This is a genomic window from Pasteuria ramosa, assembly GCF_056496785.1.
In genome coordinates, this window is sequence record NZ_CP143099.1 from 768,866 (window position 1) to 793,830 (window position 24,965).

Consider the following 24,965-nt stretch of genomic DNA (forward strand, 5'->3'; position numbering starts at 1 on the left):
TTGGCACTCTGCTCATGTGAGTGCCAATTCGTAGAAAGCGAAAGGGAGGTATGCAGATGCTTACGGATCGGCAGAAGAATATTTTGTGGACCATTGTAGATTTTTATATTTTATCCGCAGAACCAATAAGTTCCCGAGCTGTAGCTAAAAAAAGCAACCTAGATGTTAGCGCTGCTACTGTTCGTAATGAGATGTCCGATTTGGAAGCGATGGGGTTTTTAAAGCAACCTCATACATCTGCAGGCCGCATCCCTTCGCAAAAAGGTTATCGTTTTTATGTTGACAATATTTTGCCTAACAAGCATTGGACTAGACAAGCGTATAGTGATTTGCAAGCAGATTGTTTTTCTACACTTGGTGATATGGAAGAAGTATTTAAACATTCAACGCTTGTGCTTTCTCGTTTAACGCAGTGTTTAACGATTTTATTAGGCCCTGATTGTAGCGAGAGTAGGATTGTTCATTTACAGCTTATTTTATTATCTAAAGCAAAAGCTTTATCGATTTTAGTAACTGACTGTGGTCAAGTTTATCAACAGCGTGTGCTTGTTCCGCAATTATTAGATGAAGCTATATTGTTGAAATTGGTCCATTTTCTCAATATGCGTTTAAAAGGTTTATTAGTGGTCCAACTCAATTCTTTGAATATAAGAGAATTAGCTGTTGATTTCACAGAAAAAATTTTATATATCGATATGATTGAGCATGTCATAAATCAAATGTTGTCTGAACAAAACCATGAACAATTTTATACAAGTGGTGCTAAGCAAATGCTATTACATCCCGAATTTCAAGATATATCTAAAATTAAGACCTTGTTGTATTTGATAGAAGAAGATAACCTTATCATGCGTTTACTTTCATCTTCTGAAAGAGGCATAAATGTACGGATTGGTTATGAAAATGATATATCTGAAGTGCAGGATTTTAGTGTTATTACAGCTTCATATCAAGTGAATGATGAAATTACTGGTACAATAGGTGTTATTGGTCCAATGCGTATGGACTATGGACGTATTATCAGCCTCATTGATTGGTGGGCTGAAGGTTTTTCGGTATGGTTAAAACAGACGACTTTTTGAGTTAGGAGGGCTATATGATAAATGAAAAAATCCAAAGAAGATAAGTTTTATGAAGAACAAGATAATCAAGAAAAAGATCACAAGATATATGAGGAACGACAAGATGTTATTTCTGATGATTTTCAAGGTGAAGATTTAGCAAAAACAGAAGATAATTTAGAAGCATCGATTGATTTTTATAAAAAAGAAGCCGATAAGTGGCAAGATCTTTACCTGCGTTCTTTAGCTGATATGGAGAATTTACGAAGACATAGTCGGCGAGAACAGGAAGAATTTGTTAATAGATCCGTAAGGCAATTATTAACAAATATTTTACCCTTTTTGGATAATTTGGAATTAGCCTTAGCTACACCCAATGATAAAGGTTTGCGTGAAGGTATTACTATGGTTAAAAAACAACTTTTAGATACCTTAAGCAAAGAAGGTTTGGATACCGTTTTGGCCGATAAAGGTACTGATTTTGACCCACATGTTCATTGTGCTATCGATTGTGTTTCTGATAAAGATGGTAAATCTAATACGATTTATGAAGAACTGCAAAAAGGTTATCTTTTTAAAGAACGTGTTTTGCGACCATCTACAGTAAGGTTGTACAAATAGCTAGCAAGTTTTAAAATAAAGACATAATTAACAAATAATGAACAAATATATAAAAATACCTAATAATCGAAATAAGTGAGCTTATAGGTGCTTATTATTAGATTTTTTCATATAATAAAGCTTATTATCATGGTTTTTAATTTTATGTATTGTTTAATTCTATATACTTATTGATTATATTTTTCAACTATACTATTAGATAATATTGTTTCATTTAATACTGTAATCTGTCCTATTATATTTTTCTTGAATCAATTTATATAAAACTTATTATTGTGTTTAATCTAAAGATATAGAGAGGAGGCCCTCTTATTTGTTCATCAATTAACTAGAACAAAAGGGGAAAATAAAAATGCGCAAAGTTGTAATTGGTATTGATTTAGGTACAACGAATTCTTGTTTAGCTTACATGGAGGGTAAAGAACCTACAGTTATTCCAAACGCTGAAGGTGGTCGTACCACGCCATCAGTTGTTGGTTTTTCGATCAATGGTGAGCGTTTAGTCGGAGATTCAGCTAAAAGGCAGTCGATTACGCATCCTGATAAAACGGTTATGTCTGCTAAAAGGTATATGGGTACAGATAAAAAGTTTGATATTAATGATGATAAAATGATTGCTCCGGAAATTTCTGCAATTATTTTACAAAAACTCAAAACAGATGCTGAAGCTTATTCAGGAGGCAAAGTTACGGATGCTGTTATTACCGTACCGGCATATTTTAATGATGCACAACGTCAAGCTACCAAAGATGCTGGTAAAATTGCTGGTTTAAACGTGCTTCGTATTATAAATGAACCTACAGCAGCAGCTTTAGCTTATGGTCTAGATAAGAAAGAGGATAAAACAGTCCTCGTCTTTGACCTTGGGGGAGGTACTTTTGACGTTTCCATTTTAGAAATGGATGAGGGTTTTTTCCAAGTTAAAGCAACAAGTGGTGACAATCGTTTAGGTGGAGATGATTTTGATCAAATTATTGTTGATCATGTCATAGCTGAGTTCAAGAAAGAACACGGGGTAGATCTTTCAAAAGATAATATGGCTCTACAGCGGATTAAAGATGCTGCAGAAAAAGCAAAAAAAGATCTTTCTGGTGTGCTTAAAACAACGATTTCTCTACCTTTCTTGACAGCAGATAGTAGTGGTCCTAAACATTTAGAAATGACTATTAATCGAGCACAATTCGAAAATATGGCTAGCGAACTTATTAAGAGAACAATTATTCCTACGAAGCAAGCTTTAAAGGATGCTAATCTTCAAGCCAAAGATATCGATGAAGTTTTATTAGTCGGTGGTTCTACACGGATTCCAGCTGTACAAATCGCTATTCGTGAGCTAATAGGTAAAGATCCTTGTAAGGGTGTTAATCCAGATGAAGTCGTAGCTATGGGTGCAGCTATTCAAGCTGGTATTTTATCAGGTGATGTTAAGGATGTTGTATTAGTTGATGTTACGCCGCTTTCTCTTGGTATTGAAACATTAGGCGGTGTTTTCACGCCGATCATCGAACGTAATACAGCTATCCCAACGGATAAATCCCAAGTTTTTTCTACGGCATCAGATAATCAAACTACAGTTGATATACATGTTTTGCAAGGTGAGCGACCAATGGCTTCTGATAACAAGACCTTAGGTCGTTTCCAATTACATGAAATTCCTCCTGCACCAAGAGGTATTCCGCAGATAGAAGTAACATTTAGTATCGATCGTAATGGTATCGTAAACGTTTCAGCTAATGATAAAGCTACCAATAAAAGTCAAAAAATTACGATTCAGTCTTCAGGTGGTTTAAGTAAAGAAGATATCGATCGTATGGTTCAAGAAGCAGAAGCGCATGCGGATGAAGATAAAAAACGTCGTGAATCAGTAGAGATTAAGAATAAAGCTGATCAGATGTTATTTATGTCACAAAAAACAGTCGACGATTTAGGTGACAAAATCGAAGAAGCGGATAAAAATAAAATCGAAGAATTGCAATCAGATCTTCGTAATTCACTCAAAGGCAGTGATTTAAAAGATATCGAAGATAAATCAGCTGCTTTAGAGAAACATGTACAAGAACTGTCTGTTAAATTGTACCAACAAGCTGCTAGTGAACAAGCTAAAGATGGTGAAACAGCTGATGGAACAAAAGAAAAGGCAGCTAATGATAAAAAAGTCGTAGATGCTGAATATGAAGAAGTTAAAGATGATCCAACCAAAAAAGAAGATGAATCAAACAAAGATAATAAAACAACAAAATAATTGATGTAAAAATACAAAGCATATAAGGCATCAAATCATATCAAAAAACATAAATAAAAAAAGCTTCAAACATACGTCTGAGATATCTTTCCAAAGAGGAGGGGTTTTGTCCTATCAAGCCTCTTCTCTTTTTATATTTTGGCATCCGAAAAGCATTTGAGGAGTGAAAAGTAGATGAATTCACCGCGTGACTATTATGAAGTTTTGGGTATACAGCGCGATGCTTCAGCTGATGAAATTCGTAAAGCATATCGTAAATTAGTTAAAACCAAACATCCTGATGTTAATAAAAGTCCCAACGCTGAGGAGCAGTTTAAAGAAATAAAAGAAGCATATGAAATCTTAAATGACACACAAAAACGAGGACAATATGACCAATTTGGTCATGCTGCATCTAACCAAGCTGGTGGTCAAGGTTTTGCAGGTGGTTTTTCGGGTGGCTTTGGACAACAAGATTTTGGTTTCGGCGATATTTTTGACATTTTTTTTGGTGGTGGAGGGCGTGTTAATCCGCGTGCCCCTAGAAAAGGTAATGATTTAGAATATAAATTGAGTATTGATTTTCGTGAAGCTGCTTTTGGTAAAACAGTGGATATTTTGCTACAACGTCCTGATAAATGCACAACGTGTGATGGTACTGGAGCGGCTCCTGGTAGTGAAGTAGAAACATGCGCTTCTTGTCGAGGTACCGGGCAGGCTGAAAATATACAAAACACACCTTTCGGACGAATTGTGAATCGACGCATTTGTAACGTTTGTAGTGGTACCGGTAAAAAGATTAGCAAACCTTGTACAGATTGTCGTGGTGAAGGTCGAGTTAATCGTAAAAAGAAAATCCAGGTTAAAATACCGGCAGGTATTCATGAATCAGCTCAATTGCGTATTAATGGCGAAGGTGAACCTGGGACTAATGGTGGTTTGCCAGGCGATTTATATATCTCTATTAACGTGAAGCCAGACCCCTACTTTAGTAGATCAGGAAATGATATTATATGCGAATTGCCTATTTCTTTTGCTCAAGCTACATTAGGTGATGAAATTACCGTCCCTACTCTAGATGGTAAAGCTAAATTACGCGTTCCTTCAGCTACACAACCAGGTACTGAATTACGTCTTGCTGGTAAAGGTATTCCCTTCCTTCAAGGATCTGGTTGTGGTGATATGCTTATTACCGTTCGTGTTGTTGTACCGTTAAAATTAACAGATGAACAAAAACAATCACTTCGTCATTTTAACCAACTTTGTGGTGAACAAGTTCAAGAACAACATGCTAATTTTTTTGACCGCGTCAAAAGAGCATTTAAAGGCGAATAGTTGATGCGTTTTTTTGTCGATCCTAAGCAACAAAACATAAAAATACTTAAAATATTAAAAAGACTCGATCATCAAGATCAAGAAAAATGTTTAAATATGCTCCAAGGCGAACAAATTATTATTGATGATAAACGCACAGTACACCATATCGTTCATGTGCGTCGCAAAAAGTTAGGTGATGAACTCTTATGTTGTTTTTGGTCACAAGGTCATCATGCTGCTCAGATGAACTATATAGTCAAAATAGTATTTATTGATCATCAAATCATCAAAGCAATCATCATTGGTGCCGAAACTTTGCTTACGGAGCCCAAAGTTAAAATTACTGTTGCACAAGCTTGGTTAAAAAATGATAAATGGGAATGGTTGCTTCAGAAGGGGACGGAAATAGGAGCTTTTGCATTCATTTCTTTTCCCGCTGAACGCAGTTTACCTTTGCCTAAAGGTATACTAAAACGTCAGCAGCGTTGGCAAGATATTATTCATGATGCTGCAGTTCAAGCTAAGCGAGGTATGGTCCCACAAGCATTAGTTATGCCGAATATCACAGCTTTTTTCACAAATGAAGATGATATACATAATAGGACCAGTAAAAAAATAACTAAATGGGATCAAATACTGATTGCTCATCCCCTAGATATACAAGATGTAAATATAAATAGATTGCAAACAAATTACATAAAAGAAACAAAAGATATTTTGCTCTTTATCGGTCCTCCGGGTGGTTTTACAGCGGAAGAGATTGCTTTTCTACAGGCACAAGGTGGCAAAATAGTTACGCTTGGTCCTAGGGTTTTGCGAGCAGAAACATCCTCCCTTGCTTTTTTGGTTTTACTAATTTATAGTACTTTTCATGGAAGATGATTTTTGTTAATAAATTTCGGTATTATATATATATTTTATATATCTTATATATTTTTTATTGGATATATAAGTTTAAAACCTTAAAATAGATGAAGGTTGTGAGCGTTATTGCCTACTGTTGCTTTTTATACCTTAGGATGTAAAGTTAATTCATATGAAACAGAAGCTATGTGGGCCATGTTTGAGCAAGCTAATTATCATCGGGTTAATGATACAGAAGTGGCGGATGTTTATATTATTCAAACTTGTACTGTGACCAATATTGGAGACCGTAAAAGCAGACAAGCTATTCGGAGAGTTATGCGTACAAATCCTTTAGCCGTTATTGTTGTTACAGGTTGTTATGCACAAACATCATCGCATGAATTAGCATCAATTCCCGAGATAGATATTATTATTGGCACACATGGCAGAGAGAAATTAGTAGATTATGTAGAAAAAGTACTTCATCGTAAAGGTTTGTGCAAACAAATTGTTGACGTTACAAATGTTCGCAAGCAGCGTAAGATGGAGGAATTACCGGTACCTGTTTCTCAGGGTAAGGTTCGTGCTTTTCTCAAAATACAAGATGGTTGTGATAATTTTTGCACCTTTTGTATTATACCTTGGTCTAAAGGTCGATCTCGTAGCCAGGATCCTAAATTGTTATTAAAGGCAGCGCATGATTTAGTGAATTTAGGGGGATATAAGGAAATTGTTTTGACGGGGATTCATACCGGAGGATATGGTGATGATTTTAAAGACTATAAGTTTTTTCATCTATTGGATGATCTTTCGCATATCGAAGGTATCAAAAGATTACGCATTAGTTCCATTGAAATAAATCAACTTACCCCTGATATACTGACCCTTATGCGTAATAAGGAGATTTTTTGTCATCATTTACACATACCTCTGCAAGCTGGTCATGATGATATTCTCAAAAAAATGCGTCGCCGGTATACTGTTGAGGAATATCGTGATAAAATAGCAGCTTTTTATCAAGCGATACCTGGATTAGCGATTACCACTGATGTGATTGTGGGTTTCCCTGGTGAAACAGATGATCATTTTATGTATACATATAATTTGATTAAAGAATTAAAATTTACTCGTCTACATGTTTTCCCTTATTCCATGAGACACGGCACGCCAGCTGCTAGGATGGAAAACCAGGTTGATCCTGCTATCAAGAAATCTCGTGTCAAGAAATTGATCGATCTTTCTCATCAACTTTCTTTACAGCGAGCGCAGGATGTAAACGGTAATGTTTACAATGTTATTCCGGAGATGCAATCTAAGGAAAATCAAAAGCACCTTATCGGGTACACTGATACATATTTAAAAGTTTCTTTTGAGGCACAAAAAGAACTCATTGGTCAAATTTGTCCTGTGAAAATTGAAAAACCTGATGCTATTTGTAGCTATGGCAGATTAGTTGATTGTTGTTAATTTATTTATATTTTTTGATCATATTTATAAAAAGTTAGCTCAAACAACAATTGAAACTAAACAAAGATTGAAACTAAACAACAATTGAAACTAAAATAAATTTATAAAGTGAATATTTATTATCGAAATATTGTTTATTAAAGGGAATTCTTTTAATCTAAAGGACCCGTAATTTAGATATAAATGTCTAAAGATGAAAATAGCTTGCGTACTTATTTTGCCAGGTGATAAAATGGTCTGGATAGGTTATTTAGATAAAGAGTGGGCCTTAGCCCACTCTTTCCATTTCCCAGAACTTATTATAATTTAAGCAATTTATCTACAAATATAGTTTTATAATTTATTTAACTTATAATTATGTACTTTTTGAATATAATCCCTAAAATATTTATTATATAAAAATATTTTATTATACTTTATCAGATAGATAAGTTTGTTATATATTTTAAATTTGCTTTATCTTCACATTATTTTTTAAAAATAAAAAATGTTGTAGTTTGAGGCTGATAGGGGAGGAATGGGACGGTTGAATGTGGAGTTTATCGAAGCACTACATCAATTAGAGCGTGAAAAAGGTATTAGTAAAGATATTTTGATTTTTGCGATAGAAGCTGCTTTGATATCCGGTTATAAGCGAAATTTTAATTCAGCGCAGAATGTACGGGTCGATATTAATCGTAAAACGGGCGTTGTGCGTGTTTTGGCACGTAAAGAGGTTGTAGATGATCAAAATGTTTTAGATGATCGGCTGGAGATTTCGTTGGATAGGGCACAAAAAGTTAGTCCTGCGCTTAAAATAGGGGATATTGTGGAAATTGAGATTACACCTGCTCATTTTGGTCGGATTGCTGCACAAACAGCTAAACAGGTTGTTACACAGCGTATTCGTGAGGCAGAGCGTAGTATTATTTATCAAAATTTTGTTGAAAGGGCCGAAGATATCGTCACTGGTATTATCCAGAGAGCGGATGCTCGGCACTATTACGTTGATTTAGGACGTATCGAAGCTCTGTTACCGCGTAACGAACTATTACCAGGTGAAAAATTTAACCACGGAGAACGTGTTAAAGCATTTATTACTCGCGTAGAAAGAGCTACCAAAGGTCCGCAAATTTTTATTTCTCGTACGCATACAGGCTTGTTAAAGCGTCTATTAGAAATCGAGGTCCCAGAAATTGCTGAAGGTCTTGTGCTTATTCATTCTGTCGCCCGTGAAGCAGGATATCGATCTAAAGTAGCCGTTTATTCTAAGCAAGAAGGCATCGATCCTGTTGGAGCTTGTGTAGGACAGAATGGTGCGCGTGTGAGAACGATTGTCCGTGAACTCCGAGGAGAGAAAATCGATATCGTCCGTTTTTCCGAAGATTTGGGCGTATGGATTTCCAATGCTCTTAGTCCAGCGCAAGTTATTTCTGTCACAACTGATGTCGATAATCGAATGGCGAATGTTCTTGTTTCTGATCAACAGCTTTCATTAGCCATAGGTAAAGAGGGTCAGAATGCGCGTTTAGCAGCTAAATTGACAAGTTGGAAAATTGATATTAAGAGCATTGCTGTACCTGATATAGAACCAATAATAGCTAATGAAAATGAAGTAAAGGAAGAAGCTGTTTTAGTAACACAAGAATGTATCTTGGTAGAAAATGAAGAAAATGCCGAAAAATTAGATATGAACTTGGTTAAAGAAGGTGAATATGGCGGATCATGAGTCGTTTTGGCACACAGTTACGTTGTTGTGTAGCTACACGTAAATTTTTACCAAAAGAAAAACTTTTTCGTGTGGTACGCACGCCTGATAATCAAGTTTATCTCGATCAAACAAATCAGGCTCCTGGTCGAGGTGCTTATATTTGTAAGACTGATAAATGTATCTCGCAAGCACAAAAAAAACGCTCTTTAGAACGTGCTTTACGTACCAATGTACCACAAACTATTTATACATTGCTATATGAAGAAGCTAAGCTTTTACCAAAAGCTTCGTCTTGTATGCATAGTGAAGATTAATTATGTGAGCTATAATATATAAAATAAACTTTTTTATTTAAAGGATAAAAGTGCTCATGATCAACCAACGACCTTTATATCAGATGTTAGGCATAGCAAAAAGAGCAGGGTTGCTGGTTGCTGGTAATGATGTTGTATTAAGAATGCTTCGTTCAGGTGCTGCAAAATTGATTATCATAGCTACCGATATTGCCCCTTACAGGTGCGAAAATATGCTTAAGATGTGTGAAGAACAAAATATTTTAGTTTTTTGTTTTGGTGTTAAGGTTGAATTGGGCAAAGCTATTGGAAAGCCATCATGTGTTTTGCTAGCTATTACTGATATGCGTTTTGCCGAAGCTATTTATAACAAGTGGCAAATAGCCAGAGATAATTTCTAATTTATTTTGTTTTATACTGATATTTTTTGAATAATAAGACATATTACATCTTGATTAATAGTAAGCGAGAGGGGAATGCCCGATTGACAAATTCATATAGTCGTTCTAATACAAATAATGTTTTTTCGGTTAGTTCTAATGATAATAAGCAGGGAGGAGCTGAAAATAAAAGTCCAACTAAGGATGAAGGTGCAAATAAAAATAATCTAGTTAATAGAAGTCCTAGGGTAAGTGGCGTCACAAATACTAAAGAGAGTAGTGCTTCTTCATCTAGTACACGTTCTCGTCGCGGACCAGCACCAAATCGTAAAGGTGGTGGCAGTGGTGGCGGTGGTAATAATTATAAATCTCGTATGGCACAACGTGGGCGGCGAGGACGGCCTAAATCTGCTTCATTCGCTAAACAACCACCTGTTCTACCAAAAGAAATTGTGGTTGCAGGGCCTTTAACAGTTGGTAATTTTTCTAAATTATTAAGACGTGAATCAGCTGCTGTGATCCGTTATTTAATTACCAATGGTAATATGGTGACAATTAACCAAGAGATTACCGTTGAGATAATGACGACCGTGGCAAAGCATTTTGGCGTTGCCTTGGTTTACGAACCATTAGTTGATGAAACTGATTTTAACAACTTAGAAATGCCTGATGATCCTCAAAAACTTATCTCCCGTCCTCCTGTTGTTACCATTATGGGACATGTTGATCACGGAAAAACGACGCTTTTGGATACAATACGCCATACGAAAGTAGCTGAATCTGAATCTGGAGGTATTACCCAACATATAGGTGCGTATCAGGTGTTTTTTAAAGACAAAAAAATTACTTTCCTTGATACACCTGGTCATGCTGCTTTTACGACGATGCGTGCTCGTGGTTCAAAAGTTACCGATATTACTATTTTGGTTGTTGCTGCTGATGATGGTGTTATGCCACAAACCATTGAAGCTATTAATCATGCTCGAGCAGCTAGTGTGCCGATCATTGTTGCTGTTAACAAAATGGATAAACCTGGGGCACAGCCTGAGCGTATTAAGCAACAATTGGCAGAACATGGATTGTTGTCTGAAGAATGGGGCGGAGATACGATCTTTGTAGAAATATCATCTAAAAACGGCGATGGTATCGATACTTTGCTCGAAATGCTTCTGCTTGTTGCAGAGATGCAAGAACTTGTTGCTGATCCAGTCAAACCAGCGCGTGGTGTTGTGATTGAAGCACAGCTTGATAAAGGTCGTGGACCTGTGGCTACTGTACTTGTGCAAAATGGCACTTTAAGGGTAGGCGACGGTGTTGTTGCAGGTGATTATTTTGGTAAAATTCGTGCTATGTTGGATGCATATGGTAAACGCGTAGTGAAAGCGTTGCCATCGACACCTGTTGCTATATTAGGTTTACCCGATGTACCTGGTGCTGGAGATCCATTTTTAGTTTTCAAAGATGAAAAAAAGGGTCGTGTTTTAGCTGGGAAAAAGTTTCTTAAAACAAGGGAATTAGAACGCCGTTCAACGAGGGAGCCTATTACATTAGATGATCTTTTCGAGCGCATTCAAGAGGGCGAATTAAAAGAATTGGCTATAATTATTAAAGCTGATGTACAAGGATCTGCAGAAGCATTACAAGAGTCTTTGGTCAAAATTACTGTTGAAGGTATTAATGTTCGTGTAATTCATGTAGGTGTTGGAGCTATCACAGAATCAGATGTTTTACTCGCTTCAGCCTCAAATGCGGTTATCATTGGTTTTAATGTTCGCCCAGAACCTAACGCTGCCTTAATCTCAGAAAGAGAGAAAGTTGATATGCGTCTCCATCGTATTATTTATGACGCTATCTCGGAAGTAGAGCAGGCTATGCGTGGTATGTTAGACCCTGAATTTCAAGAACAAATTACGGGTACTTTAACCGTACGTCAGATTTTTCGTGCGCCTAAAATTGGTACGATTGCTGGTTGTTATGTCAATAGCGGTAAAGTTAACCGTAATAGTAAACTTCGTTTAATCCGTGACAGTGTTGTTATTCATGAAGGTACTGTAGGTTCTCTGAGACGTTATAAAGAAGATATTCGTGAAGCTGTAGAAGGCCATGAGTGTGGTTTGTCGCTTGATGGATACCAAGATATTAAAGAGGGCGATGTGATTGAATCATTTGTGATTGAAGAAATACCTCGATCATAATGAAGAATTTAGCTTTCTAGGTAATGAAGGACGTGATGGTAAATGGTACATTTACGAGGGCAGCGGTTAGGTGAACTTATCAAAAAAGAATTGAGCGATTTGGTTCATCGGTTCATTAAAGATCCGCGTGTTGGTTTCGTTACCATCACAAATGTCGAGATGAGCGGTGATCTCCAATTAGCGAAAATTTATGTAAGTGCCCTTGGTGAACAAGAAGAAGGTGAAAAAGCCTTAATAGGTCTTAACAAAGCTAAAGGCTTTTTGCGCACAGAGCTAGGAAAACGTTTATCTGTACGTTATACACCTGATTTAGATTTTATTTTGGATGCTTCACTCATTCAAAGCAAACGCATCGGTGATTTGCTTGATAATTTGAAACAAGGATCAAAAAATCATAATAGCGTGGATGATAAATGAACATATCGTGCTTAGGCTATAAGGGGGCTATAAGTTGTGCAGATATTGCACACTGATATTTGGGATAAAATAATTTCCTTTGCACAAAAATGGCGCAAATCATCTGAACCTATCTTAATTTTATCCCACGCTAATCCAGATGGAGATGCCATTGGTTCCACATTAGCGGTTGACTATATTTTACAGATATTAGGTTGTATACCTGTCATGGTTAATACATCCATTTTACATGATCGTTTTATGAATGCTATGCCTGATGCTAACTTAATTCTTTTGGCAAGTAAACTAGTCTCATCTGGTACAATGTTTAAAGCTGCTTTTATCGTTGATTGTGCTGATAAATCGCGCATTGGTGATGGTGATCATTTATTAAACGAAGATGCATTTATCGTTAATATCGATCATCACGCCACAAATGATCATTTCGGCCACATTACGCTTGTTGATCCTATGGCAGCTTCGACCACTTTTTTATTAGCTCACTTTTGGTACTACTTAACACAGAAATATCCACAAGAATTTGCTTTGATAACAAAATCACTTATTAGATCACTATACGTTGGTATATTGACCGACACGGGCGGTTTTCGTTATCGTAATACCATGCCTGAAACCCTACGGATGGCTGCTTTGTTGATGGAAAATGAATCTACATTGAATTTACTATCAGAACAATTAATTGAACAAAAAACAGAACCACATCTTCGTTTATTAGGTCGTGCTTTATTATCTTTAGAAAGAGAAGACCAATTAGCTTGGTTACAGATATTGCCAAGTGATTTATCATCATGTCAAGCAAAAGAAAATGATATTGAAGGTATTATATCGCAAGTGCGTTGCATCAAAGGTGTTGAATTAGCCGTCCTTTTTTATCAACAAAGCCAAGAAATTATTCGGGTTAATTTTCGTTCCAAAGGCTGTATTCATGTAGGTAAATTAGCCGCTTATTTTGGTGGTGGTGGTCATACCAATGCAGCTGGATGTATTTATCGTGGTACTTTAACTGCAGCTCGTGATAATGTGCTAGCAATGGCTAAAAGCAAACTGTTATGCAAGAATAAAATAAGTTGATTATAAAAAGATAAAGCAAATCATGATAAAACTTAAGGAGGAAGAGAACGAAACTGAAACAATCCAAAAAAGATCCTGTTAGTGCTTCTGCAAATGATTACCATGGAATCTTATTAGTTGACAAACCCAGAGGATTTACATCACATGATGTTGTTTCTTTTGTACGCAAATTACTCCAACAAAAGCGTATCGGACATGCAGGTACACTCGATCCGGATGCTGAGGGTTTATTAGTTTTATGTCTTGGACAAGCGACGAAAATCAGTTCTTATTTGCAAGCATCTCATAAGACTTATGAAAGCGTTTTTACACTAGGCATCAGCACAAATACACTTGATAGTAGTGGTGAAATTACTGCATGGGAGCAATGTCCCTTGTTGAACATCGAAGATATACAAAACTTGTTGCACCAATTTATCGGTGAAACGATGCAACAAGTGCCCCATTATGCAGCCGTGAGTTTGTCAGGTCAACGTCTGTACAATTTAGCTCGCAAAGGTATTTCCTTCGAACCTCCAACGCGCAAAATTTTAGTTACGGATTTTATTCTTAAACATTTTTATGATACTTCTATACCAAAGATAGCTGTTTCTGTAACTTGCAGTGCTGGTACTTATATCCGTGGTTTAGCTAGAGATATTGGTAAATCCTTAGGCATACCATCTCATATGTCATTCCTAAGGCGAACAAAAAGTGGTTTCTTTAATCTCGAAGATGCATATACATTGGATAAATTAAAGACCATGACTGATGAGGAATTACGTGCTAGTCTTCTCCCGGTTTCCACGGCACTAGCTTTTTTGCCTGCAGCGATTATTGCTGATGAAGATGCCCAACATGTTTCTTCAGGTTGGTCGATCAAGTGGTCTGAAGATGATGATTTCGATAAAGAAATTATGCATCATATGCATGACAAACTTATACGCATACATACAGAGAGTGGTTTTTTTTGTGCCCTTTATAAGATAAATTCGGATGGTTTCGCTTACCCTAAAAGGGTATTTCCTGATTTTTTTAAAAAGGAATTATCATTATGTTAATACGCCTCAATTATCCATTAGAGCATACACTACATAAAGAGCCTTTAGTTTTAGCTTTGGGCAACTTTGATGGCGTTCATTGTGGGCATGCTGCTGTTATTAAAGCAGCTGTTACTTTGGCCCGACAAAAAGGTGCTATACCTGCGGTATTAACATTTGATCCGCTTCCTAAAGTTGTTTTATCGCAGCATAATTATGGTTCATTACAACATGCCAAAAGCACGTTGCTTACGCCTTTGGTATTTAAAATTGATCAAATGATTAAGCTTGGTATACACAAAGTTTATGTTCTTAATTTTGATCAGGCATTGGCTAAGTTATCAGCATTAGCTTTTTTAGAAAAAATCTTGTTTCGTTTCCATCTTCGAGGCATTGTGGTAGGATTTAATTTTTGCTTTGGCTACAAGAGGATGGGTAAGTCTGTACATCTACCATATATTTTCAAGCATCTTCTTGATAGCGGTGCTAATAAAAATCCTCATAAAATACCTGTAAAAATTATTGATCCTGTGGTCCAAGATCATACTGTTATTTCAAGCACGCATATTCGAGAATACATATTAAAAGGTGAGATAACCAAAGCTAATCATTGTTTAGGCAGACGGTATTTTATCCAAGGTGTTGTTGTAAAAGGCTTTGGTTTAGGTAGAAGTATGGGTTTTCCTACAGCGAACCTTAAGCTTTCAGACGCTTTTATTATGCCAAAGTATGGTGTTTATGCTTCAATAACGCGTATAAAAGGACAAGTCTGGCCTTCTGTGATAAATTTTGGTGTGCGACCTACATTGCATCATGAAAAACAGGAAGTTATAGAGATTCATTTGCTGAAATTTGACGGGAATCTTTACGGAGAGACACTTATCGTTGAATTTATTACTTTTATTCGTGAAGAACGAAAATTTGTTTCTGTAGAAGATCTGATTAACCAAATACATGTTGATGTTGCTTTATCTAGAACGCATCTAGAACCTTTATGTGGTTTGCATCTTTCTTAATGGTATCGTACAATGTTAGCAGTGTACTTTGACCGTTTATGCCATATTATAGAAGATGGAGTAATGAAAAGCTGAATTAGTAGAATTTATTACGGAAGAAATGATCAAATGTTTTGATGCTTCCATAATTAGTTTTAGCTTTGAGTTAATTTTATAAGTGTCAAAGGATAACTTAAAAGATTAGGAGGTGTTTTGATGGCTCTTACAACCCAAGATAAGCGTGAGATTATCTCTAAGCATTCCATTCATGAATGTGATACTGGATCACCAGAAGTACAGGTAGCCATATTAACGCAATCTATTAATAAATTAAACGATCATTTGCGTACGCATAATAAGGACCATCATTCTCGTCGTGGATTGCTCAAAAAAGTAGGTCAAAGACGCAGTTTGTTAAATTACCTTAAAGATAAGAATGAGCAGCGTTACATGAATTTAATTAAGGAATTAGGTTTACGCCATTGAGGAGCGGGGCGTATGTAGGCGCGCCCGTTTCGGCAATTTATTATGAAATAATGAATAATTCAATTTATAGAATTTATAGTTTTTGTAGAAAGGAGAAAGGAGTGTGCATGCGAATATTTTTACTACCAGCTGGGGTGGCAGAAAGCTCATTTTGGAAGTTGGAGCATTAGCTGGTTCTACCAATGGATCTGTTTTGGTTCGTTACGGTGATACAGTTGTTTTAGCTACTGCTGTTGCTTCTTCTAAGCCCAAGGATACTGATTTTTTTCCTTTAACTGTTCATTATGAAGAACGTCTTTATGCCGTCGGTAAGATTCCCGGTGGTTTTATTAAACGAGAAGGTCGACCGAGCGAAAAAGCTATTTTAGCTAGTCGTTTAATTGATCGCCCATTGCGACCGCTTTTTCCGGAGGATTTTCGTCATGAGGTTCAGGTTATTACAACTGTTTTATCAGTTGATCAAGATTGTTCAGCTGAAATGTCAGCTCTGTTAGGAGCTTCTTTAGCTCTTTCGATTTCTGATATACCTTTTGAGGGGCCATTGTGTGGTGTTATTGTCGGTCGTGTTGATGGACAATACGTACTTAATCCTACAGTTACCCAAATGGAAGATTGTGACTTGTATGTAGCTTTAGCAGGTACTGAACGTGGTGTTAACATGGTGGAAGCTCATGCCCATGAAGTATCTGAAGAAGTTATCCTTGAAGCTATTGCTTTTGGGTATGAATTTATCAAAGAAATGATCTTTTTTCAAAAAAAGATCATAGAACAATTTGGTTGTCCTAAAATGGTCTTTTTGCCACAAGAACCTGATCCTGAGTTCTCTGCTTCTATTGAGCTCTTGATTCAAGAACGCGTTTTACATTCTTTAAAACTTTTTGATCGCAATGAACGAAAATTAGCCAAAGATGATATTACGGCTCTTCTTGAGCAACATTTAGGTGAGGAAGTATTTTTAGAAAATAAGGCGATGTTGGAAAAAATCATTTATAAAATAACGCGTAATCTTGTGCGTAAAATGATTCTTCAAGATAATCTTCGTCCTGATGGTCGGTCACTAAATGAGACGCGTAATTTATCTAGTAGAACAGGCATTTTACCTCGAGCTCATGGTTCCGGTCTCTTTAAACGAGGTCAAACGCAAGTTTTGAGTGTTTGTACATTAGGTGCTTTGCGTGATGTGCAGATTTTAGATGGCTTGGATTTAGAAGAATCAAAGCGTTTTATGCATCATTATAATTTTCCTCCATTTTGTGTGGGTGAAACTAAACCACTTCGTGCTCCAGGTAGACGCGAGATAGGTCATGGATCTTTAGGTGAAAGAGCTTTAGAGCCTGTTATTCCGACGGAAGAAGATTTTCCATATACTATTCGTTTAGTATCAGAAGTTCTTGAATCTAATGGTTCAACTTCCCAAGCAAGTATTTGTGCTGCTAGCTTAGCTCTAATGGATGGTGGTGTGCCGATTCATTCCCACGTGGCAGGTGTGGCGATGGGATTGATCAAAGACGGCGATAATGTTTGTATTTTAACTGATATTCAAGGTTTAGAAGACCATATGGGTGATATGGATTTCAAAGTGGCAGGTACCTATAAAGGGATCACAGCTCTCCAAATGGATATAAAGATTACCAGTATTGATGGTGAAATTTTACGTGCATCTTTAATTCAGGCTAAAGAAGCTCGTTTAGAAATGCTTGCTAATATGGATCAGTCCATTAATCAACCACGACCGGAACTATCTTCTTATGCTCCGAAAATTCTCACTTTACGTATTCAGCCAGATAAGATTAGAGACGTTATTGGTCCTAGTGGTCGTGTTATTCATCGTATCATTGAGGAAACAGGGGTTAAGATTGATATTGAACAAGATGGTCGTGTATATATAGCTTCACCTGATAAACACAAAAATGAAAAAGCGCGTAAAATTGTTGAGAATTTGGTTCGTGATGTTGAAGTAGGCGAAATTTATGAGGGTTCGGTTAAAAGAATTGAAAAATACGGAGCTTTTGTGGAAATTTTGCCAGGTAAAGAAGGACTTGTTCATATATCTCAATTGTCGGCAGACAGGGTAGAACGGGTTAAAGATGCTGTTAATGTCGGAGATCAGATTATGGTCAAAGTTACAGAATTAGATGAACAAGGTCGTATTAACCTTTCGCGCAAAGCATTGATTAAACCTGATAAAGATGCGACAAAAAACAAAAAAGAAAAGGGGGAACGTCGTAAAAAAACAAAACGTCAGGATTAATGTTCAAAGATCCATATCTTCCTAACGTTTGCCGGAAAATATATAAATTTCAACATAAAACAAATTTCTTTTTAGGTAAACCGAAGAGGGGAGACTAAAAGATCTGCCCTTTTTTCTTATGCCTAAAATTTTTATCCCATACATAATTTATATAAATTTATCGAAATAATATATTTATGAATTTATAAAAAAGAGTTTAATATTTAATATTTAATATATAGTATTTAACATTAAATACTATATATTAAATAACAAAGGGATATTGTATAACTTTGTTATTTTTATATATAAAAAAATACGATATTAAACAGTTTATTACATATATTTTTTAATTTTTGATAACATATAAACAATTATAAATATTTTTTTATATTTTTGTTGATTTTTATATACTATATTAAATATATTTATATATTATTTATTGATATATCGATAATATTAAAATATATTAAATATTAAGTTGCATAATAAAAAAATTATGATATTATTTTCATTGTTCTAGTGTTGAACATGAGGTGTTTTCATAAATATATCTGCTAACACAAATAAAGGATTACTTTTATTTTACATAATTATAATATAATAATCATATTTTATTATCAATAACTAGCATTTAATATAAACAATCGGAATAAAGCTAATTGTTTATTTATTATCTATATATATTCAACCTCAAAAAAATATAATTTATGGAGTTGTTATTTATGTTTAAAAAATATATAGGTTATAAAATGTTAACGTTAGTAAGCTCCGTTTCTATGTTGATTTCTCCTGGATTTTTGAAGCAGCAGTAGCTCCTGATAATGCTTTTACAACACAAATTACTTCTACTTATAATAATCAGCAAACTTTAGTAGATGGCTTAGAAGAAAAATCATGTGTTTCTAATGGAGATAAAACAGATGTTTCTTTAGTTGAAAATGATGCAGTTAATAACAGGCGATCAAAAAGGTTAAGTTACTTGATGTGCTCAAAATTTGTTAAAAATCTTTGCAAGTATAGTGGAGGCAATTTTACTTCATGTGTCATTAAGTTTTGTGTAAGGTTTTTGCGTTTTTATTTTTAAGTATAAATAAGTTTAATTTATATATTGCCATAATTATAAATATTGGCAATTAATAGTTTTGAATCTTTATTATCAAATAAACATTAGATTTAAATATCTTGATTTATCTATATAAAATTAATTTTTAATCATATATTTTATTTCTAATCATAAATTTATAAAAAAAGAAAAAACCACTTTCATAAAGATTGTGTTTTTTTCTTTTTATAAATAATATATTAGCCTTATTTTTTTAAACCAAAAACTAATGAGGGGACGCGTGGGATTAAATAAGTCAAGACAATAGCAAAGATAAATACTCTAAATATTGATGCATTTGTATACAAAAATGGTAGCAATATATTAAAAAATGGACTATAGAAAGCAGGAATCGCGATGCCGTAGATAAATAACAAAAATAATATTGTCTTATTTAGCGAAGGATGATTAAAGCCTACTTTGTCTTTGCGCCAAGAAGTTTCAAGTAACTTCTGTGATTTAAGCATGAAAAACCATACAGAAATACCTATAAACATAAACAAGGCTGGATTATCAACAAAGAATAATGAAATAAAAGTACTAACTAAAACCACAAAGCTTAAAATATAAAGTGAGAAAAAGCGGAATTTTGTTATTTTTTGATTTTCATATGCATATTTATAGCAATTTTGAAAATAAACAAAAAGACGTAGCCAATAATCTTTTGGAATGAATAGATTAGTAAATACCGATTTTAAACTTGTTTTTATATGACTATCTTTTTTTGAAATACGTCTTCTTCTAATTTCGGTAAGTAATTTTTCAACAATAATCAAAAATAAAAGAGTGATGTATATAATGAATGACCACATTCTTTGTTTACAGTAAAAATCAGCTAAGTCTTGGGTTCGATCTAATATATTAGATGATTTAAAGCTCAGAAGCATTGGTAAACATAATAAAAAAGCAAAAGTTAAATAATAAAAAAGGCGAAATATCAAAATACTGCCTTTTTCATTTTCTAAAAAATTAGAATTAACTTTAGATAACATATAAATACCACTTCCTTATGAAGAATATAAAAGCAAACAAACACTAACAACAAATTATGAAATTATAACAACTATTTAAAATAATCATTATATTTCTATTGTTAAATTATCTATATCATAAATTTAATTTAAAGTACATATAAAGTAAAAAAAAATAAGGGCATAATTTTTTGTTTTATAAATTAACGCAAAAGGTTATTGTAATTTCAGTTTGAATATTATTTGTATATTTATATTATAATAATAGATTAATATCTAAAAAGACTAAACTTTAAGTTTTTTAGCATAAATATAAAGGTAAATTAAGGAAATATAGCTTTGAGAATTAGCTTATATTTTTGATACTTTAATATTAGATAAATTTTAAACGTAATAATAATTCATAGTAAAAACCTAAAAATTCTAGTTTTGGTTTTGGGCCATTCATAAATATAATGAAATTTATTATAACGATACAAATATATAAATACCCTTTTTAGAGCAATTAAACATAAAGCTGTTAAATTGCTCTAAAAATAAAAACGATCTTTTATATAACTGAATAATATTAAAACTAAAATTATAATAAACTTTTTACTTTAATTTTGAAAAATCAAAAATTATGGCCTGGTTTTTTTGTCAAGGACATTATATTTAATAAAATAGCATTTCTTTTATATATATATTTAGATCATTAATCAGATTTGATTTATATATATAAATAAAATTTAAACAAACAATATTAAAGAAAATTAAAGATCCAAGGAATTGGAAGATCTAACTTGATATCTATCCAGAGATAGATTAACTTTTACTGTTCTAAAATAAGTTTCAATTACTGTTCTAAAAGCAGTTCCAATTGACCATCTTTTTTCATAATAATTTAGTATTTGTTTATTACTCCATGTGATATCTGTGCTAATAAAAGCTCTGATTTTAGCAGGATCAAAACCTTTACCATCTTCTTGGGAAAGAAGAACGACAGCATTATCAATATTATTAAACTTTACCTCATAACGATATACCCTATAACGGCCATTTGTTATGTTCACAACATCAGTATCTGATTTTTGTATATGGGCAGCAAATTCAGTTAGGGATTGCTTAATTATTTTTGGATAAAAAAGACGATTGGTTTTTAATCCAGCAATAACATAACAACCTTTTTTAGCATTTGTTTCAAACATTGATTTTGAATCATACCTATAATAAATCAAAACATATATTTTTTGACATAATGAAGTCAGTTTTTTAATCATATTACATTCTATATTAAGTATTTGTCCAAGAATACTAATATATCCGATTAGTCCAGATTTTTGGGATTAATTGTCAATTTTAAAATTTTATTAAAAAAGCTTAAAATAAACAATAAATCTGCCTTTTATTAATATTTTTAAGTTTATGCTAAAAAAATAAGTTTATGATAAAAAAACTAAGTTTATATAAAATAATTTTATCTATTTTTATATTTTTAAATTTAATATTATAGTATATATATAAAAAAATCACAATGTCAATATAACATTTTGATTTTTTTATATATATACTACTATAAAATTTGATATTTAAAATAGAGGATTAAGTATATATGTATAAATCTAAAGTTAAATACTTAAATATGGAATATTCCAAAATAGCAACATTTGATGAAGGTAAATTCATGTCTGCTGTCGGTGTAGATAAAATCATCTTTGAAAAAATAGTTAATAGAGTTAGAAAAATAGATTTAAAGACCAAAAGAAGCGCTGGAAGGCAAAATATCCTTGACCCCGAAAATCCAGTATACTTATTTTTTCATAATTTTTTTCTTTTGCTTACTAGTAGAATGATTGCGCAAATTTTTGGTATTAGTAAAAGCACAGTTAATAACATCATACAAAATATACAAGGTATCGCCAAAAAAGTATTATCTAAAAGATATCCTGCAAATCAGAGTTCATATTTTTCATCTCTCATATTTGGTATGTTGATCTTCGATTGTACTGAAATACGCATAGAAAAACCAAAAAAGATAATAAAAAATATGAATCTTGTAGAAAAAAGTACCCTAAAATGAAGTCTTTACTTGCAATTTGTGCTGAAACAGCTGTTATTGGCTACACCAATTTTTCACCCGGGAGTGTACATGATTTTAAGCTTTTTAAAGATTCGTACATTCCATGGTTATCTGAATATGCCACTTTAATCGCTGATTTAGGCTTTCAGGGCTTACAAAAACTATTTCTATACGTGATTTTACCATATAAAAGAAGTAAGTTGAAGAATTTGACTCAGCAACAAAAGGAGTATAATCAAAAAAATTCTCGTAAAAGATCATTGGTAGAAAGAGTTATAGGTTGGTTAAAAAGATTTAAGATTATTTCTAATAGATATCGTAATAATCCTAAAAAATTTCCAGAACAATTTGATTTAATATGCGCAATGTTTAATGCTCACCTAGCTTTAGGGAAATTCCAAGAAGTTAAAGAAGATAAAAAAGCAAGCTAGATAGTAAAATTAAAAATTCCGACAATTCATATATGTATTAGTTAGGTGCTTTTAATAGGATTTCATTGTTTATAACTACAAAAATGACAAATTAAACCTATTAATAAAATCCCTAAAACAAAAATCTTCTTTTTTTATATTTTAACACTATTTATGGAATTTAAACACAAAAATAGCTTTTATCATGGTTTTTAGTACCTTTGATTAGACCCTTAGGCCTCCTTCGCATTGATTTTTGGACAAGTCCTAAGTTTATTATTTTCTTTTTTCCCAGGGACATGCCTTTCTGTAGCGAATGGATATATCAAATCACCAATAAGCAGAAGCGCTTGCACAAAATCATGACCATAAACTTGTTTTATATAAGGAAGAATATAGCATCTTATATAGAATTAACAGCCTGTGACGAGGGCTTTCTTTTTCTACAGACAGTATTATCAATTATAAAAAAGATTTGTTTGTTATTTTTCTTAGTTTGCGTCTGAATTTATTCATAAGAAACTTGTCTAACTATTATGTTTAAAAATCCTGCATCCCATTTACCTTTCGAAAGCATATCACTGATGCTGATTCTATCCCGATTGTGCAAGCTTTAACGATGAATATCTGTCAATGTACCTTTAAAACCATCAGATAATATTAAATTTACAATATGTGTAATATTATTTAAATAAGGATTGGTAAAATAGAGAGATAACTTTCATTATTTAAAACATTTGCTCAAAACCTCTTTTTGTGGTAAATTATTTGTATTAGACATCATTTGTCTCCGCCGTGTGGTTTATTTTTGTTACTTATATCTTACGCAGAGGAGAAAGGCATGTCTATTTTTTTAACTTTTTTCCTTCTTAAGATCTAATTTACAATTTTTTACTGTATTTTCCGGCACGTAAATGAGTTAGCCTAAATCTGCAAATGCCATTAAAAAGGATAAATATGGTAAAGAAACCTAAAAAGTCTAGGTTTGTTTTTTCAACATTAATAAATATAATTAAATTTATCATAAAAATATAAATACACAAAACCAATACACACATTATCTTTTTAGAGTAATTAAGCATAAAGCCCCTAAATGACTCTAAAAATACTCCCCTTTTTTTTATAAATAAATAATATTAAAACTTAAATCATAATAAACTTTTTAAGTTAATTTTTTAAAATCAAAAATTATGGCCTATTTTTTTGGCAAGTACAGATATTAGATTCTATTTTTATAAAAATGAACATAAAGGATTTTATTTAAAGAATGATTAGACGATATAAAAGACTAATAATAAACTCAGCATGTTTTTTTCTAGTATTTTCGCAGGTTATATTTATAGTCATAGCACAAGATCAATCTATCCAGACAGTTGCACCTGGCTCGCAAGACAAATATGTTTCTACAGTTGAATCTGGCTCGCAAGTTGCCCTTACACAGGAATTTAAATCTTACCCGCAAGTTGCACTTAGCTCAGAAAATAAAGAAACACTTTTGCTAGTGGCTAATATGGATAATAGGGTATATTCTGAATTTTATCCGAGAATGTCTTGGTATACTTATAATTTATCAAATTTAAAGAGAAAAGAAGCTGAATCATATCCAATTTATTATAATTCTTGGTATATAACTAAACTTAGTGCTAAAATCTATTATTTGGTTGACTTTACAAATACTTTAATAAAAAAAAATAGTAATAATAAATCAGTAAAAGATGATTTTGCGAATTTCAAGGCCGAAATCGCTAAATTATTAGATCAAAATGAACCTGGTATATGGAATTTGGGAGTTCTTTATGCAAAGGTTTATAATTCATATAAACCTTTGACTGACTATAAATTATCTCAAGGTAAATATTCAACTTCGAATGAATTTACAAAAAAATATAATAAAGGCCGTGATATTGTCTATGATCATAAATCTAGATATATTGAGACTAGATATGATGTATATGTAAGAATTATGGATAAACTAGACTTATTTTTAGATGATTTAAATCAAATTAAATTTGATCTTGACTTAAAATAACGCTAATTGCTTCAAAAGTAAAAGATGCAAATTATTAATAAAATCAGAAAATATGGCATTTATAAAGTTTTAAATATCTTAT

At 33.2% G+C, this 24,965-nt stretch carries 22 protein-coding genes; 19 read left to right on the plus strand and 3 right to left on the minus strand.

Annotated features, from left to right (window positions below):
• Positions 1-50 precede the first annotated feature (50 nt).
• The 16 genes from hrcA to VS182_RS03540 all read left to right on the plus strand — a co-directional run bounded on the left by hrcA (position 51) and on the right by VS182_RS03540 (position 18,330).
• Positions 51-1,082, plus strand: coding sequence for a heat-inducible transcriptional repressor HrcA (gene hrcA, locus VS182_RS03465; protein ID WP_479492752.1), 1,032 nt, complete (start codon positions 51-53; stop codon positions 1,080-1,082).
• Positions 1,083-1,103: 21 nt separating this feature from the next.
• Positions 1,104-1,682 carry a nucleotide exchange factor GrpE gene (locus tag VS182_RS03470; protein WP_479485101.1) on the plus strand — a complete coding sequence of 193 codons (579 nt, stop codon included), beginning with the start codon at positions 1,104-1,106 and terminating at the stop codon, positions 1,680-1,682.
• Positions 1,683-2,034: 352 nt separating this feature from the next.
• Positions 2,035-3,924: a molecular chaperone DnaK gene (gene dnaK / locus VS182_RS03475; protein ID WP_479485102.1), complete on the plus strand. Its 1,890-nt coding sequence runs from the start codon at positions 2,035-2,037 to the stop codon at positions 3,922-3,924.
• A gap of 174 nt (positions 3,925-4,098) precedes the next feature.
• Positions 4,099-5,238, plus strand: a complete 1,140-nt coding sequence (gene dnaJ / locus VS182_RS03480) for a molecular chaperone DnaJ (RefSeq protein ID WP_479483826.1) — start codon at positions 4,099-4,101, stop codon at positions 5,236-5,238.
• A 3-nt stretch (positions 5,239-5,241) separates the two neighbouring features.
• The gene (locus tag VS182_RS03485; protein ID WP_479483827.1) at positions 5,242-6,102 is read left to right on the plus strand and encodes an RsmE family RNA methyltransferase; all 861 of its coding nucleotides are present in this window, start codon (positions 5,242-5,244) and stop codon (positions 6,100-6,102) included.
• Positions 6,103-6,210: 108 nt separating this feature from the next.
• Positions 6,211-7,533, plus strand: a complete 1,323-nt coding sequence (mtaB, locus tag VS182_RS03490; RefSeq protein ID WP_479483828.1) for a tRNA (N(6)-L-threonylcarbamoyladenosine(37)-C(2))-methylthiotransferase MtaB — start codon at positions 6,211-6,213, stop codon at positions 7,531-7,533.
• 526 nt (positions 7,534-8,059) lie between these two features.
• Positions 8,060-9,241 (plus strand): transcription termination factor NusA, encoded by a 1,182-nt coding sequence (nusA, locus tag VS182_RS03495; protein ID WP_479483829.1) that lies wholly within the window; start codon positions 8,060-8,062, stop codon positions 9,239-9,241.
• Positions 9,238-9,537 carry an RNase P modulator RnpM gene (rnpM, locus tag VS182_RS03500; RefSeq protein WP_479483830.1) on the plus strand — a complete coding sequence of 100 codons (300 nt, stop codon included), beginning with the start codon at positions 9,238-9,240 and terminating at the stop codon, positions 9,535-9,537. The genes nusA and rnpM overlap by 4 nt, the downstream gene beginning before the upstream one ends.
• Before the next feature lie 56 nt (positions 9,538-9,593).
• Positions 9,594-9,917: a L7Ae/L30e/S12e/Gadd45 family ribosomal protein gene (locus tag VS182_RS03505; RefSeq protein ID WP_479483831.1), complete on the plus strand. Its 324-nt coding sequence runs from the start codon at positions 9,594-9,596 to the stop codon at positions 9,915-9,917.
• Between the two features lie 83 nt (positions 9,918-10,000).
• Positions 10,001-12,091, plus strand: coding sequence for a translation initiation factor IF-2 (gene infB, locus VS182_RS03510; RefSeq protein WP_479492753.1), 2,091 nt, complete (start codon positions 10,001-10,003; stop codon positions 12,089-12,091).
• Positions 12,092-12,133: 42 nt separating this feature from the next.
• Positions 12,134-12,508: a 30S ribosome-binding factor RbfA gene (gene rbfA, locus VS182_RS03515; protein ID WP_479483833.1), complete on the plus strand. Its 375-nt coding sequence runs from the start codon at positions 12,134-12,136 to the stop codon at positions 12,506-12,508.
• A gap of 36 nt (positions 12,509-12,544) precedes the next feature.
• Entirely contained in the window at positions 12,545-13,579 is a 1,035-nt protein-coding gene (locus VS182_RS03520) for a DHH family phosphoesterase (RefSeq protein WP_479483834.1), read from the plus strand.
• Positions 13,580-13,686: 107 nt separating this feature from the next.
• A complete protein-coding gene (gene truB / locus VS182_RS03525; protein WP_479485135.1) occupies positions 13,687-14,619 on the plus strand; it encodes a tRNA pseudouridine(55) synthase TruB in 933 nt (310 codons plus the stop codon).
• Positions 14,613-15,614 carry a riboflavin biosynthesis protein RibF gene (ribF, locus tag VS182_RS03530; RefSeq protein WP_479488885.1) on the plus strand — a complete coding sequence of 334 codons (1,002 nt, stop codon included), beginning with the start codon at positions 14,613-14,615 and terminating at the stop codon, positions 15,612-15,614. The genes truB and ribF overlap by 7 nt, the downstream gene beginning before the upstream one ends.
• 195 nt (positions 15,615-15,809) lie before the next feature.
• Positions 15,810-16,079, plus strand: a complete 270-nt coding sequence (gene rpsO / locus VS182_RS03535; RefSeq protein WP_479483836.1) for a 30S ribosomal protein S15 — start codon at positions 15,810-15,812, stop codon at positions 16,077-16,079.
• A gap of 103 nt (positions 16,080-16,182) precedes the next feature.
• Entirely contained in the window at positions 16,183-18,330 is a 2,148-nt protein-coding gene (locus tag VS182_RS03540) for a polyribonucleotide nucleotidyltransferase (RefSeq protein WP_479483837.1), read from the plus strand.
• Positions 18,331-19,620: 1,290 nt separating this feature from the next.
• Here VS182_RS03540 and VS182_RS03545 read toward each other — a convergent pair.
• Together VS182_RS03545 and VS182_RS03550 are read right to left on the minus strand one after the other, a co-directional pair.
• Positions 19,621-20,406 carry a hypothetical protein gene (locus VS182_RS03545; protein ID WP_479492754.1) on the minus strand — a complete coding sequence of 262 codons (786 nt, stop codon included), beginning with the start codon at positions 20,404-20,406 and terminating at the stop codon, positions 19,621-19,623.
• Positions 20,407-21,137: 731 nt separating this feature from the next.
• Positions 21,138-21,572 (minus strand): transposase family protein, encoded by a 435-nt coding sequence (locus tag VS182_RS03550; protein WP_479483839.1) that lies wholly within the window; start codon positions 21,570-21,572, stop codon positions 21,138-21,140.
• Positions 21,573-21,976: 404 nt separating this feature from the next.
• Between VS182_RS03550 and VS182_RS03555 the strand changes: the two genes are divergently transcribed.
• Both VS182_RS03555 and VS182_RS03560 read left to right on the plus strand, forming a co-directional pair.
• Positions 21,977-22,444: a helix-turn-helix domain-containing protein gene (locus VS182_RS03555; protein ID WP_479483840.1), complete on the plus strand. Its 468-nt coding sequence runs from the start codon at positions 21,977-21,979 to the stop codon at positions 22,442-22,444.
• Positions 22,441-22,875: a transposase family protein gene (locus tag VS182_RS03560; RefSeq protein WP_479483841.1), complete on the plus strand. Its 435-nt coding sequence runs from the start codon at positions 22,441-22,443 to the stop codon at positions 22,873-22,875. Before VS182_RS03555 ends, VS182_RS03560 begins: the two co-directional genes overlap by 4 nt.
• A 212-nt stretch (positions 22,876-23,087) precedes the next feature.
• On the opposite strand, the gene VS182_RS03565 is transcribed toward VS182_RS03560, so the two are convergent.
• A complete protein-coding gene (locus tag VS182_RS03565; protein ID WP_479492755.1) occupies positions 23,088-23,210 on the minus strand; it encodes a hypothetical protein in 123 nt (40 codons plus the stop codon).
• 911 nt (positions 23,211-24,121) lie between these two features.
• Here VS182_RS03565 and VS182_RS03570 point away from each other — a divergent pair.
• Positions 24,122-24,883 (plus strand): hypothetical protein, encoded by a 762-nt coding sequence (locus VS182_RS03570; protein ID WP_479492756.1) that lies wholly within the window; start codon positions 24,122-24,124, stop codon positions 24,881-24,883.
• The last annotated feature ends 82 nt before the right edge of the window (positions 24,884-24,965 follow it).